We start from the raw sequence: 13,995 nt of genomic DNA on the forward strand, positions 1-13,995 counted from the left end.
TCCCGCCCGTGCCTCGGCAGGACAGCGGGCCGCCCGCTGCGTGCGATCAGGTGCGCCCCTCGCGCTCCTGCGCGTCCTTCAGGGCGGGCGAGGCGCGGGTCCAGCGGGCTCGTACCACGGTGAACCCGGCCAGTTCGGCGGCGTCGCAGACCAGCTCGTCGTCGTCCACCAGCATCCGTACCGCACGGTCCCGGCCCAGCCGCCGCAGGATCTCCAGCTTGGTCCTGCGGGCCGGCCGGCGGTCGTCGTCGCGCCGCATGTGAAGCCGCCCCTCGGGCAGCCCCTGCCGGGCCAGCCAGGCCACCGTGTCCTCGCGGCAGCGCTCCGGCCTGCCGGTGAGATAGACGACCTCGCACTCCTCGGCGCTGCTCAGGGCGAGCCCCACCCCTTCGGGCAGCGGCGGATCGTCGGGCGCCGCGGAGAAGAAGCCGTTCCAGTCGCGCCGGGTCCCCTCCAGGAAGTGCTGGCGGTGGGCGGTGTCCGCGAGCGTGCCGTCCAGGTCGAATACGGCCAGCGGCCGGTCGTCGTCTCTCATGTGCCCAGCAAACCAAGGCCTGGCGGCGTCCGGCGACCCGGCACGTCCGGCCGCGCCTCTCCCGACCGGGCCCGGCACCTAGAATCGAACCGTTTGTCCCGGTCAGCCCGCCCCGAACCGTACGGAGCCCGCCCCCATGCCCACCCCCCACGACCCGTACGTCAGGGTCCGCGGCGCACGCGAGAACAATCTGCGGGACGTGCGGGTCGACATCCCGCGTGACACCCTCACCGTCTTCACGGGCGTCTCCGGGTCCGGGAAGTCCTCGCTGGCCTTCGGGACGATCTACGCGGAGGCCCAGCGCCGCTACTTCGAGTCCGTCGCGCCCTACGCCCGGCGGCTCATCCACCAGGTGGGCGCACCGAAGGTCGGCGAGATCACCGGCCTGCCGCCCGCCGTCTCGCTGGAGCAGCGCCGCTCCGCGCCCGGCGCCCGGTCGTCCGTCGGTACGGTGACGACCCTGTCCAACTCGCTGCGGATGCTGTTCTCGCGGGCCGGGGAGTATCCGCGGGGAGCGGAGCGGCTGGACTCGGACTCCTTCTCGCCGAACACCGCCGCCGGTGCCTGCCCACAGTGCCACGGTCTCGGCCGGATCCACCGCACCACCGAAGAACTCCTGGTCCCCGACCCCGGGCTGTCCATCAGGGCCGGGGCGATCGCGGCCTGGCCGGGAGCGTGGCAGGGCAAGAACCTGCGCGATGTGCTGGACGCCCTCGGTTACGACGTCGACCGGCCGTGGCGCGAGCTCGACCCCGCCGACCGTGAGTGGATCCTGTTCACCGACGAGCAGCCGGTGGTCACCGTCCATCCGGTGCGCGACGCGGACCGGATCCAACGTCCCTACCAGGGCACGTACATGAGCGCGCGACGCTATGTGATGCACACGTTCGCCGATTCCAGGAGCCGCACCCTGCGGGCGAAGGCCGAGCGCTTCCTGACCAGTGCGCCCTGCCCGGTCTGCGGCGGCAGCCGGCTGCGCCCGGAGGCCATGGCGGTGACCTTCGCGGGCCGTACGATCGCGGAGCTGGCGGGTCTCGCGCTCACGGATCTCGCCGAGCTGCTGTCGGCGGCGGACGGGGGCGATGCCGCCCGGGTGCTGACGGGGGATCTGCTGGCCCGGATCGGGACGGTCACCGAACTGGGGCTCGGCTACCTCAGCCTCGACCGTACGGCTCCGACGCTCTCCTCCGGCGAGCTCCAGCGCCTGCGGCTGGCCACGCAGCTGCGGTCGGGACTCTTCGGGGTCGTCTACGTCCTGGACGAGCCGTCGGCCGGTCTGCACCCGGCGGACACGGAGTCGCTGCTCGCGGTGCTCGGCCGGCTCAGGGAGGCCGGGAACACGGTCTTCGTCGTGGAGCACCAGATGGACGTGGTGCGGCAGGCGGACTGGCTGGTAGACGTGGGGCCGCTGGCCGGTGAGCACGGCGGCCGGGTGCTGCACAGCGGTCCGCCGGCCGGGCTCGCCGACGTCACGGAGTCGGCCACCCGGCGCTTCCTCTTCGCCGATGCCCCCGCGCCCGTACGCGAGGTGCGCGGCCCGTCGGGATGGCTGCGGCTGCACGGCGTTGACCGGCACAACGTGCGGGGGGTGGACGCCGCCTTCCCGCTCGGGGTGTTCACGGCGGTCACCGGGGTCTCGGGCTCGGGGAAGTCGACGCTGGTGGGCCAGGTGCTCGCGGGCGTGCTGGCCGACCGGCAGACCACGGACGGCCCGGAGCAGCGGGTGGAACGGGCGGCTCCCGGCTGCGCCTCGGCGGAGGGGCTGGCGGCGGTGGACCGCCTGGTCCAGGTCGACCAGCGGCCCATCGGCCGTACTCCCCGTTCCAACCTGGCCACGTACACCGGGCTCTTCGACGTCGTGCGCAAGCTGTTCGCCGCGACCGGCACGGCGCGTGAGCGGGGCTACCGGGCCGGCCGGTTCTCGTTCAACGTGGCGGGCGGGCGGTGCGAGACGTGCCAGGGCGAGGGGTTCGTCTCGGTGGAGCTGCTCTTCCTGCCCAGCACGTACGCGCCCTGTCCGGAGTGCCATGGCGCGCGGTACAACGCGCGGACGCTCGAGGTCACCCTGCGGGGGCTGAACATCGCCCAGGTGCTGGACCTGACGGTGGAGTCGGCGGCCGGCTTCTTCGAGGACACGCCCGCGGCGGGGCGCAGCCTGCGGACGCTGCTCGACGTGGGGCTGGGCTATCTGCGGCTCGGGCAGCCCGCGACGGAGCTGTCCGGCGGTGAGGCGCAGCGGATCAAGCTGGCGGCCGAACTGCAGCGCGCCCGCCGGGGTCACACCCTGTACCTGCTCGACGAGCCGACGACGGGGCTCCATCCCGCCGATGTCGAGGTGCTGATGCGGCAGTTGCACGGACTGGTCGACGCGGGCAGCACCGTGGTGGTCGTGGAGCACGACATGGCCGTGGTGGCGGGAGCCGACTGGGTGATCGACCTCGGTCCGGGCGGCGGCGACCGGGGCGGCCGGATCGTCGCCGCGGGACCTCCGTCGGAGGTGGCCCGCGCGCACGAGAGCCGGACGGCCGCCTATCTGCGGGCCGCGCTTCCGCTCGGCTGACCACAACTCCCCTGCACGCCAGCCGAGTTGCCGACTCGGGCAGGCGAAGGGAAATGAAACAGTAAAGAACGTTGACAGTTATCTGGTCCAGACCAATCATGGGCATGCCTCACGGTCGTTCCTCGCCGTGCGGCATGTGACCCCGGCCGGGAATCACAGGAACGGGCCGCGCCCCTCACCGGGCGCGGCCGAGCCGTGCGATCCGTCCGTTGTCCCACCCCGCTGGGAGCTGCCCCATGAGACGTCCAAGAACAGTCGGCGCCGTCCTCGGCGCCTTGGCCACCGTCGTCGCGTCCGCAGGCCTGGTCCTCGGATCAGGCGCCGGCGCACAGGCCGCCGCAACCGCCGCCACCCCCCTGCCCGCGCACGTCTTCGCCCCGTACTTCGAGGCGTGGAACGGCGACAGCCCGGCCGCGCTCTCCCAGGCGTCCGGCGCGAAGTACCTGACGATGGCCTTCATCCAGACGGAGGCCCGCGGTTCCTGCACCCCCTACTGGAACGGCGACTCCGGTACGGCCATCACCCCGTCCGAGTTCGGCGCCGACTTCACCACCATCCGGTCGCGCGGCGGCGATGTCATCCCGTCGTTCGGCGGCTACTCGGCCGACAACGGCGGCACGGAGATCGCCGACAGCTGTACGAGCGTCGACTCCATCGCGGCGGCGTACGAGAAGGTCATCACGACCTACGACGTGTCCCGCCTCGACATGGACATCGAGGACAACTCGCTGGAGAACAGCGCCGGGATCGACCGCCGCAACAAGGCGATCAAGAAGGTCCAGGACTGGGCGGCCGCCAACGGGCGATCGGTCCAGATCTCGTACACCCTGCCCACCACCACGGGCGGGCTGGCCGACAGCGGTCTCGCGGTGCTGCGGAACGCGGTGTCCAACGGGGCGAAGGTCGACGTCGTGAACCTCATGACGTTCGACTACTACGACGGGGCCGCGCACAACATGGCGCAGGACACCCAGACGGCGATCACCGGCCTCAAGGGCCAACTGGCCGCTCTCTACCCGTCGAAGACCGATGCCCAGCTGTGGGGCATGACCGGCATCATCGAGATGCCGGGCATCGACGACTACGGTCCGGCCGAGACGTTCACCACCGCCGATGCCACCGCGGTCTACAACTGGGCCGTCTCCAAGGGCGTCAGCACGCTGTCGTTCTGGGCGCTCCAGCGCGACAACGGTGGCTGCCCCGGCACCGGCGGGAGCGACAGCTGCTCCGGGATCGCGCAGGACACCTGGTACTTCAGCCACACGTTCGCCCCGTTCACGAGCGGTGGCGGCGGTCCGGTGACGGACGACTACTCGGTGGCCGTGTCGCCCGGTTCGACGACGGTCGCACCGGGTGGCTCGGCCACGGCCACCGTGAAGACGGCGGTCACCTCGGGCAGCGCCAAGACGGTCGCGCTGACGACGAGCGGGGCGCCGGCCGGAGTGACGGCGGCGCTCAGCCCGGCGTCGGTCACGGCCGGGGGTTCGTCGACGCTGAGCGTGAACGCGTCCGCGTCGGCCGCGCCCGGCACGTACACGGTCTCCGTGACCGGCACGGCGGGCACGCTCAGCCACACGGCGTCCTTCACCCTGACGGTCTCCGGACCGGGCGGCGGCACCGGATCGCTGATCAACGGCGGCTTCGAGACAGGGTCGCTCGGTCCCTGGACCTGTGAGTCCGGCGCGGCGGTCGTCTCCTCGCCCGTGCACGGCGGCACGCACGCGCTCGCCGTGGCCCCCACCTCGTCGCAGACCGGCGAGTGCACCCAGACGCTGACCCTGTCCCCCAACACCAAATACACGCTGAGTGGCTGGGTGCAGGGGAACTACGCCTACCTCGGCGTACGGGGCGGCGCCTCGGCGAGCACCTGGGGTTCGTCGAGCGGTTACGCCAAGCAGTCGGTCGCCTTCACCACCGGGGCGAGCGGCACGGTGACCGTCTACCTGCACGGCTGGTACGGGCAGGGCACGGTCTACGGGGACGACCTCTCCGTGACCTCCTGACCTCCTGACCCGCTTGGAGGTGCGGGACTTCCCGGTCCCGGAGGCGAGCGGCCTCCGGGGCCGGGATTCCGGTGCTCAGCGGTGAACCTTGCGGGTCGCCCGCAGCCACTCCTTGTTCATGGCGGAGATCGACGGCAGCGGAATGCCCTTCGGGCAGGCGGTGGCGCACTCGCCGGTGAGGGTGCAGCCGCCGAATCCCTCACTGTCCATCTGCCCCACCATGTCCAGCACCCGGGTCTCACGCTCGGGAGCCCCCTGCGGAAGCACGTTGAGGTGGTTGACCTTCGCCGAGGTGAACAGCATCGCCGAGCCGTTCGGGCAGGCCGCGACACAGGCGCCGCAGCCGATGCACTCGGCGTGCTCGAAGGCGAAGTCCGCGTCCGGCTTGGGCACGGGGGTCGCGTGCGCGTCGGGTGCCGTCCCGGTGGGGGCGGAGATGTAGCCGCCGGCCTGGATGATCCGGTCGAAGGCCGAACGGTCCACGACCAGGTCCTTGACAACCGGGAAGGCCGAGGCCCGCCACGGCTCGATGTCGATCGTGTCGCCGTCCCGGAAGGACCGCATGTGGAGCTGGCAGGTGGTGGTGCGCTCCGGACCGTGGGCGTCGCCGTTGATGACGAGGCTGCACGCGCCGCAGATGCCCTCGCGGCAGTCGTGGTCGAAGGCGACGGGGTCGTCGCCGGCGAGGATGAGCTCCTCGTTGAGGGTGTCGAGCATCTCCAGGAACGACATGTCCCGCGAGATTCCGTCCACCTCGTAGGTGGACATGGCGCCGGGGGCGTCGGTGTTCTTCTGGCGCCAGACGCGCAGGGTGAGCTTCATGCGTAGCTCCGCTGAGTGGGGTGGACGTACTCGAAGACGAGGTCTTCCTTGTGCAGGACGGGGGCTTGCCCGGTGGCGGCGAACTCCCAGGCCGCGGCGTACGAGAACTCCTCGTCCCGGCGGGCGGCCTCACCGTCCGCGGTCTGTGACTCCTCGCGAAAGTGTCCTCCGCAGGACTCCGCGCGGTGCAGGGCGTCGAGGCACATGAGCTCGGCGAGCTCCAGGTAGTCGACGATGCGGTTGGCCTTCTCCAGCGACTGGTTGAACTCCTCGCCGGTACCCGGGACCTTGACGCGGCGCCAGAACTCCTCGCGGATCTGCGGGATCCGGTCGAGCGCCTTGCGCAGCCCCTCCTCCGTGCGGGCCATCCCGCAGTACTCCCACATGAGTTCACCGATCTCCCGGTGGAAGGAGTCGGGGGTGCGGTCCCCGTCGACGGCCAGCAGCAGGTTGAGCCGGTCCTCGGTCTCGGCGACGGCTTCCTCCACCGCGGGGTGGGAGGCGTCGACCTCGTCGTGGTGGGGGTTGCGGGCCAGGTAGTCGTTGATGGTCGACGGCAGGACGAAGTAGCCGTCGGCGAGTCCCTGCATCAGGGCCGAGGCGCCGAGCCGGTTGGCGCCGTGGTCGGAGAAGTTGGCCTCGCCGATCGCGAACAGGCCGGGGACCGTCGTCTGGAGGTCGTAGTCGACCCAGAGCCCGCCCATCGTGTAGTGCACGGCGGGATAGATCCGCATCGGGGTCTCGTACGGGTCCTCCGCGGTGATCTGCGCGTACATGTCGAAGAGGTTGCCGTACTTCTCCTCGACCTTCGCGCGGCCCATCCGCGCGATGGCCTCGGCGAAGTCCAGGTAGACGCCCTGGCCCCCGGGTCCGACCCCGCGGCCCTCGTCGCAGACGTTCTTCGCGGCGCGGGAGGCGATGTCACGCGGCACGAGGTTGCCGAAGGCGGGGTAGACGCGCTCCAGGTAGTAGTCGCGCTCGTCCTCGGGGATCTCGTTCGCGGGGCGGTCGTCGCCCTTGGCCTTGGGCACCCAGATCCGGCCGTCGTTGCGCAGCGACTCGCTCATCAGCGTCAGCTTGGACTGGTGGTCGCCGGTGCGCGGGATGCACGTGGGATGGATCTGGGTGAAGCAGGGGTTGGCGAAGTACGCGCCGCGCCGGTGGGCGCGCCAGATGGCGGTGGCGTTGGAGTTCATGGCATTGGTCGAGAGGTAGAACACGTTGCCGTAACCGCCGCTGGCCAGCACGACGGCGTCGGCGAAGTACGTGTCGATCTTCCCGGTGACCAGGTCGCGGGCGACGATGCCACGGGCCTTTCCGTCGACGACGATCAGGTCGAGCATCTCGGTGCGCGGGTGCAGTTCGACGTTGCCCGCGGCGATCTGCCGGGACAGGGCCTGGTAGGCGCCGAGGAGCAGTTGCTGCCCGGTCTGGCCGCGGGCGTAGAAGGTACGGGAGACCTGGACGCCGCCGAAGGAGCGGTTGTCGAGGAGGCCGCCGTACTCGCGGGCGAAGGGGACGCCCTGCGCCACGCACTGGTCGATGATCTCGACGGAGATCTGGGCGAGGCGGTGGACGTTGGACTCGCGGGCGCGGAAGTCGCCGCCCTTGACGGTGTCGTAGAAGAGCCGGTGGACGGAGTCGCCGTCGTTGCGGTAGTTCTTCGCCGCGTTGATGCCGCCCTGGGCGGCGACCGAGTGGGCCCGGCGGGGCGAGTCCTGGAAGCAGAACTGGACGACGTGGTAGCCCTGTTCGGCCAGCGTGGCCCCGGCGGAGCCGCCGGCCAGGCCGGTGCCCACGACGATGACGGTGTGCTTGCGCCGGTTGGCCGGGTTCACGAGCTTGGCCTCGAAGCGGCGGGTGTCCCAGCGCTCGGCGACGGGCCCCGCGGGGGCCTTGGTGTCGGTGACCGGCGCGCCGGTCACGTAGTCCGTGTAGTCGTTCATGTCAGCTCACCACTCCGGTCATGACGGCGACGGGTACGGAGACGAAGCCCACGGTCAGCACCAGGGCGAGGACGTTGGCGAGGGTCTTCAGGACGCGGTCGCGGGTCGCACGGCCGGCGCCGAGGGTCTGCGCCGCGCTCCAGAACCCGTGCTGGACGTGCAGTCCCATGGCGAGCATGGCGACGATGTAGATGACGTTGCCGTACCAGGTGGAGAAGGTGTCGACGACGTTCTGGTACGGGTGCCCGGACTGGAATCCGCCGGTGTGCACGGTTCCGGTCGTCAGGTCCAGGATGTGCCACACGATGAACAGCGCCAGGATGATGCCGCCGTAGCGCATGGTGCGGGTGGCGTAGCTGGCGCGCGGCTTCTTGTGCACGTACGCGCTGGGACGCGCCCTGAGGTCGCGCCGGCTGAGCTGGTACGCGGAGACGGCGTGCAGGACCACCGCGGCGACCAGCACGACGCGCACGATCCACAGCGCCCACTCGTGGTGCAGGATCGGCTCGCCCATCACCCGCAGCCAGTGCGCGTAGCCGTTGAACGTGTCGGCGCCGAAGAAGATCTTCAGGTTGCCGACCATGTGGACGACCAAGTAGAGGAGCATGATCAGACCGCTCACGGCCATGATCGCCTTCTTGCCGACGGATGAGTCCCAGAGCGTGCGCGTCATGGACGGCCGTCGCTCCGTCCGGGTTGCCAATGCCATGGACACGACGCTAGGGCCGTAGGGCCTGATCAGTCCAAGACATGGAGTGGCTCATCTCCATAGGCCCTGCCTATCGCAGGCCGCTAGCATGAGTGGATGCAGTTCCAGCAGCTCATGTACTTCGTCGCGGTCGCCGAGGCCCGGCACTTCACCCGCGCCGCGGAGGAGGTGCACGTGTCGCAGCCCTCGCTCTCCCAGCAGATCAGAGCCCTGGAGAACGAGCTGGGCGCCGAGTTGTTCAGCCGCGCCCGGGGGAACATCACGCTGACGGACGCGGGCGAGGCCCTGCTGCCGCTCGCCCGGCGCATCCTGGCCGACGCCGACACGGCGCGGCACGAGGTCCAGGAGCTGGCGCAGCTGCGCCGCGGCCGGGTCAGGCTCGGCGCGACGCCCAGTGTCTGCACGGGACTGCTCCCGGACGTCCTGCGCGCCTTCCACGACCTGCACCCCGGGATCCAGCTGCTGCTGGAGGAGGGAGGCTCGCACGACCTGGTGCGGGAACTGGCGCGCGGCGCGCTCGATCTGGCCCTGGTGGTGCTGCCGCTGCCCGCCGCCTCACCGGCGCTGACCACCGTCGAGCTGCTCCAGGAGGACCTGGTGGTGGTCTCCTCGGCGGACGGCCCGAGGCCCGGCCGGGGCGGCACGGTGCGGATCGCGGATCTGCAGGGCGAGCCGCTGGTGATGTTCCGGCACGGCTACGACCTGCGGGAGCTGACGGTCGCCGCCTGTCGCGCGGAGGGTTTCGAGCCCTCGTTCACGGTGGAGGGCGGCGAGATGGACGCCGTACTCGGCTTCGTCCGGGCCGGCCTGGGCGCCGCGGTCGTGCCGAGCATGGTCGCCACCCGGGCGGGCAGGGACCTGCGGACGACACCGCTGGCGCGGCCGGGACTGCGCCGTACGATCGCGCTGGCGCACCGCAGCGACGTGGCTCCGCCGAGGGCGGCGCGGGAGCTGCAGCGGGTGCTCCTGGCCAGTTGGGCGGACGCTCCGTCCCCGGCCGCCGGACGGGCTTGATCCGGCGGCCGGGGAACGCGGGCGCGGACCGCCGGGCTCAGACCGCGTCGGCGAGCAGCAGGGAGTGGATCCGGTCCGGTGCGCCGGGGCGCGCGTAGTACCAGCCCTGGGCGGTGTCGCAGCCCAGCTCCCGCAGCTGCTCCGCCTGGGCCCCCGTCTCGACGCCCTCCACCGTCACGGCCAGGTCCAGGCTGTGCGCGAGCGAGACGATCCCCTCGACGATCTTCAGGTCCACGGGGTCGGCCGGATGGTGCTGCATCCCCTGCGTGAAGGAGCGGTCCAGCTTCAGCACGCTCACCGGAAGCCGCCGCAGGTTCGCCAGGTTGGAGTACCCGGTGCCGAAGTCGTCGAGCGCGATGTCGACGCCCATCTCGGCCAGTTGCCGCAGCGGCTTCAGCACGTCCTCGTCCGCCCCGATCAGCGCCGACTCGGTGACCTCCAGGCAGAGCGCCCCCGCTTCGAGCCCGGAGCGCTCCAGGACGTCGACGGTCTCGGCGACCAGATGCGGGTGGTGCAGCTGCGCCGGGGACAGGTTGACGTTGATCCGCAGCGGTCCGCCGTCGGTGTGCCGCTCCTGCCAGAAGTTGGCCTGCCGCACCGACTCCTCCAGCACCCAGCGGCCGAGCGGCACGATCAGCCCCGTGTGCTCGGCGAGCGCGATGAACCGGTCGGGACCCAGCACGCCGTGCTGCGGGTGGCACCAGCGCACCAGTGCCTCCGCGCCGTGCACCGATCCGTCGTCCAGGTGCACCAGCGGCTGGTACTCGATGAAGAACTCGCCGCGCTCGAGCGCGGCCGGCAGCGCCGTGGTCAGTCCGTGCCGGGTGATCGCGCGGGCGTCCGCCTCCGCGTCGGCGAGCTCGAAGCGGTTGCCGCCGGCGGACTTGGCCCGGTACATCGTGATGTCGGCACTGCGCAGCACCTCCGCGGCGCTGCGTTCGCCGGCCGGGCCCTCGACGATCCCGATGGACCCGCGGACGGTCAGTTCGCGCCCGTCGAGGCGGATCGGCGCGGCGAGGACGCCGAGGATCCGGCACGCCAGCTCGTCGACCTCCTTCGCGGTGTCAGGGCCGGTGGTGAGCGCCACGAACTCGTCGCCGCCGAGCCGCGCCACCATCTCACCGGGCGCGGTCGCACAGCTCTGCAGCCGGTCGGCGACCTCGACCAGCAGCCGGTCGCCCGACGCGTGGCCCAGGCTGTCGTTGATGGCCTTGAAGCCGTCCAGGTCCAGGTAGCAGAGGCCGAACCGGCTTCCGTCACCCGCCGAGAGCGCTTTCTCGAGACGCTCGAAGAAGAGTGTCCGGTTCGGCAGGCCGGTGAGCGCGTCGTGCGTGGCCTCGTACCGCAGCCGCAGATTGAGCAGCCGCCGCTCGGTCGTGTCCTCCATCAGGACCAGCTGGTACTCCGGCCGGCCCTCGGAGTCGCGCAGCAGCGACACGGTCAGGTTCGTCCACAGGACGGTGCCGTCGTTGCGGTAGTAGGGCTTCTCGACCCGGTAGTGCTCCCGTTCGCCGCGGACCAGTTCGTTGTAGTACTTCCAGACCTGCGGGGAGTCCTCCGGGTGCACCCACTCGTTGAGGCGGTGGCTGAGGACGTGGTTCTCCAGGCCGCCGAACATCCGGGTGAGGGTGTCGTTGATCTCCAGCACCTTGCCGTCGAGGTCGGCGATCCCGATGCCGATGGCGGCGTCCTGGAAGACGGCCCTGAAACGCGTCTCCGTCGCGTGCAGCGCCTGTTCCGCGTGGGAGCGGGCGGTGAGGGCCGAGCGGGCTATCGCCTCCTGCTCGGCGAGGGTCCGCTCGCGCAGCGCCTGGGAGAAGCCCCCGGCGACCGCGTGCTGGATCCGCGCGCAGCGGGACCGGCTGTCCTCGGTCGAGAGCGCGACCGGTCCGTTGCTTCCGCAGTAGAGCACCAGGTACGAGTCGACGACGCCGAGCGTGGAGCTGAGCGCGTCCGGGTCCGTGCAGTGGGCCGCGACGAGAGCGTGGCCCACCGTGCTCGCGGGCGCCGGGTCGAACGGGCGGGCGTGCAAAGTGTCGCTGAGCGCGCGGGCCAGCGGGAGCAGATGCTGCTCGAACTCCGGCCGGGTCATGGAGGTGGCCGTCGACGGGAAGATCGCCCGGCTCCAGATCGTGGCGAATCTCCGGAGCCGGTCCTCGGGGCCGTCGGGCTCCGCGTCCGGGGCTCCGGACGCCTGGGCGGGAATGCTCACGCCTTGCGTCCCACTCCAGCGAAGCCCGAGAAGGCATATGGGTCCTCGTTCTCCTGCACGACGGGAGCCCCGGGACGCCAGTCGGGCATCGACACCAGGCCGGGCTCGACCATCTCGTAGCCGTCGAAGAACCGGCCGACCTCCTCGCGGGAACGCATGACCAGCGGGTTACGGATGTTCTCGTACACCCCCACCGCGCCGCCGGCCTCCTCCTTCGTCACCGGAACCCCCTCGTACGAGGCGTGGGTGACGACGAGGAGGCTTCCCGGGGCCAGAAGGTCGCGCAACGCGGCGACGGCCGTGTGCGGGTCGTCGGCGTCCTCGATGAAGTGGAGGACCGCGACGAGCAGCAGCGCCACCGGGCGGTCCAGGTCGAGGAGCTTGGTGATCTCGGGGTTGTCGCGGATCTCCTCCGGCCGGCGCAGATCGGCGGAGGCGATCACCGCGCGGTCGTTTCCTTCGAGCACGGCCTGACTGTGTGCGACAGCGACCGGATCGTGGTCGACATAGGCCACCTTGGCCTGCGGGTCCATCGCCTGGGCGACCTCGTGGACGTTTCCGAACGTCGGTATCCCGGAGCCGATGTCCAGGAACTGCGTGACGCCCTCGTCCAGTGCGAAGCGCACGGCTCGCCGCATAAAGGCGCGGTTCGCCTGCATGATCTTGGGAAGTCCCGGCATGAACTGCATGGCCTTGCGGGCCGCTTCCCGGTCCACCTCGAAATTGTGCGAGCCGCCCAGATAGAAGTCGTACATTCGGGACACGCTCGGCACCGAAATGTCAATGCCTTGCGGTGCCCAGGCGGGACGCTCCATCGATGTCTCCAACAAGTCGCCTCGGTGATCCGGCCATGTTCATGGTCAGTATTGACCAGAGGCTACTGACCCTCCGCCAGGAGAGCGAGTGGAAACGGAAATTAGCGGTCCGTTATTGGTCACACACCAGTGGCATGTGCAACCGCCCCGTCGCTGCCTGTGACATCGGGCGACGGGACGGCAGGAGACACCGGGTGCCGGCTACTTCGGCGCACCGACCAGCTTCGCCTGGGGGGAGACCGCGTACCAGGTGCCTCCCACGCCTTGGCCGTTGGTGTCACCGGGCTTGACGTCCCCGGAGAAGGTGTAGACGGGCCAGCAGTCAAGGGCCTGCTGCTGGAGTCCGTCAGGCCGGTCGAAGGTGACGAAACCCTTCGTCGTGACACCCTTCACATCATTCTTCCCGACCGGTGCGACAACCGGCCACTTCGAGAGACAGGCGCCGGTGCAGGCCGACTTCATCGGCCACGCGACATCCTTCTTGAACCGGTAGACCGTCATGCCGCGCTTGTCCACGACGATATCGCCGAGTTTCGGATCCTTGCGCACCGAGAGTCCGGCGAGGCCGGCCGGCTGGGCGCCGGTAGGCCCGTCGGCGTTCACCGCCGCCTTCTTGCCGTCGGGCGCCGCGGCGAACCAGGTGCCGCCCACCCCCTGCCCCTGCGCGTCGCCCGGCTCGGTGTCCTTGGCATACCGGTACATCGGCCAGCCGGCCAGAGTCAGCTGCTGCGTACCGTCGGCCCGGGTGACCTTCCCGATCAGAGCGGCATCGGTCCCGGTCGCGGCGGTGACATTGCCCGCGGGCACCGGCGGCCAGGCTTTCGCGCAGTCCCCTTCGCAATTCGATTTGGGCGGGCTCGCGGTGTCCTTGTCGAATCGGTAGAGCGTGAATCCCTCGCTGTCCGTCACCACTTCGCCGAGCTTCTCGCTGTCCCGCACCGCGAGCTGACCGGCCTGCTTCGCCGAGGTGGTGTCCGCCGCGGAACCGTATCCGCTGTCCGATCCGTAGCTGTCCGCGGCCTGACCGGCCGGACTCGCCTGGCCGACGTTCTGCCCGTTGGGCGTCTCGGTTCCCTTGTCCTGACCGCACGCCGTCGTCAGCGCCAACAGGGTCACCGCGGTCACCGCGAGCGAGGTGTTCCGCCAGGTGTTCATGTCAACTCCCGTGATCCTTCTGCCGGTTGCGACGCGGATTCGCGCCGTTCATGGCACTGGATACGGACGCCGGGCCGTTCTTTGTTCAATGCGTACGCAGATTCTTCCGACGCCGCAAACATCCAGTGCTCCAGGTCCCCTCCTTCAGGCGAATCGGTCGGTGGTCCGGCGTGCCCGGCCACGGCCCGGAACATGCTCCCCGTCGTGTACGGATCACTCATCGG

10 protein-coding genes are annotated in these 13,995 nt (G+C 70.6%); 3 read left to right on the forward strand and 7 right to left on the reverse strand.

Annotated elements, in window-relative coordinates; genetic code table 11:
- Positions 1-46: 46 nt before the first annotated feature.
- Positions 47-535 carry a hypothetical protein gene (locus ABZ454_RS04875; RefSeq protein WP_356318032.1) on the reverse strand — a complete coding sequence of 163 codons (489 nt, stop codon included), beginning with the start codon at positions 533-535 and terminating at the stop codon, positions 47-49.
- Positions 536-671: 136 nt separating this feature from the next.
- Here ABZ454_RS04875 and ABZ454_RS04880 point away from each other — a divergent pair, with 136 nt between their 5' ends.
- Both ABZ454_RS04880 and ABZ454_RS04885 read left to right on the forward strand, forming a co-directional pair.
- Positions 672-3,095: an excinuclease ABC subunit UvrA gene (locus ABZ454_RS04880; RefSeq protein WP_359536090.1), complete on the forward strand. Its 2,424-nt coding sequence runs from the start codon at positions 672-674 to the stop codon at positions 3,093-3,095.
- 236 nt (positions 3,096-3,331) lie between these two features.
- A complete protein-coding gene (locus ABZ454_RS04885; protein WP_359536091.1) occupies positions 3,332-5,098 on the forward strand; it encodes a glycosyl hydrolase family 18 protein in 1,767 nt (588 codons plus the stop codon).
- A gap of 75 nt (positions 5,099-5,173) precedes the next feature.
- Here ABZ454_RS04885 and ABZ454_RS04890 read toward each other — a convergent pair whose 3' ends face one another.
- Genes ABZ454_RS04890 through ABZ454_RS04900 form a run of 3 tightly spaced genes read right to left on the reverse strand, consistent with a single transcriptional unit; the run spans position 5,174 to position 8,575 of the window.
- A complete protein-coding gene (locus tag ABZ454_RS04890; RefSeq protein ID WP_356318026.1) occupies positions 5,174-5,920 on the reverse strand; it encodes a succinate dehydrogenase/fumarate reductase iron-sulfur subunit in 747 nt (248 codons plus the stop codon).
- Positions 5,917-7,866: a fumarate reductase/succinate dehydrogenase flavoprotein subunit gene (locus ABZ454_RS04895; protein WP_359536092.1), complete on the reverse strand. Its 1,950-nt coding sequence runs from the start codon at positions 7,864-7,866 to the stop codon at positions 5,917-5,919. Before ABZ454_RS04895 ends, ABZ454_RS04890 begins: the two co-directional genes overlap by 4 nt.
- Position 7,867: 1 nt before the next feature.
- Entirely contained in the window at positions 7,868-8,575 is a 708-nt protein-coding gene (locus ABZ454_RS04900; RefSeq protein ID WP_359536093.1) for a succinate dehydrogenase, read from the reverse strand.
- A gap of 96 nt (positions 8,576-8,671) precedes the next feature.
- Between ABZ454_RS04900 and ABZ454_RS04905 the strand changes: the two genes are divergently transcribed.
- Positions 8,672-9,589 (forward strand): LysR substrate-binding domain-containing protein, encoded by a 918-nt coding sequence (locus ABZ454_RS04905; RefSeq protein ID WP_356318020.1) that lies wholly within the window; start codon positions 8,672-8,674, stop codon positions 9,587-9,589.
- A gap of 37 nt (positions 9,590-9,626) precedes the next feature.
- On the opposite strand, the gene ABZ454_RS04910 is transcribed toward ABZ454_RS04905, so the two are convergent.
- The 3 genes from ABZ454_RS04910 to ABZ454_RS04920 all read right to left on the reverse strand — a co-directional run bounded on the left by ABZ454_RS04910 (position 9,627) and on the right by ABZ454_RS04920 (position 13,771).
- Positions 9,627-11,801, reverse strand: a complete 2,175-nt coding sequence (locus ABZ454_RS04910; RefSeq protein WP_359536094.1) for an EAL domain-containing protein — start codon at positions 11,799-11,801, stop codon at positions 9,627-9,629.
- Positions 11,798-12,616, reverse strand: a complete 819-nt coding sequence (locus tag ABZ454_RS04915) for an SAM-dependent methyltransferase (RefSeq protein WP_359536095.1) — start codon at positions 12,614-12,616, stop codon at positions 11,798-11,800. Before ABZ454_RS04915 ends, ABZ454_RS04910 begins: the two co-directional genes overlap by 4 nt.
- Positions 12,617-12,817: 201 nt before the next feature.
- Positions 12,818-13,771, reverse strand: coding sequence for an SCO0930 family lipoprotein (locus tag ABZ454_RS04920; RefSeq protein ID WP_359536096.1), 954 nt, complete (start codon positions 13,769-13,771; stop codon positions 12,818-12,820).
- Positions 13,772-13,995 lie beyond the last annotated feature (224 nt).

The sequence above is a fragment of the Streptomyces sp. NPDC005803 genome (genome assembly GCF_040630435.1).
In the GTDB taxonomy this organism is placed as follows: Bacteria; Actinomycetota; Actinomycetes; order Streptomycetales; family Streptomycetaceae; genus Streptomyces.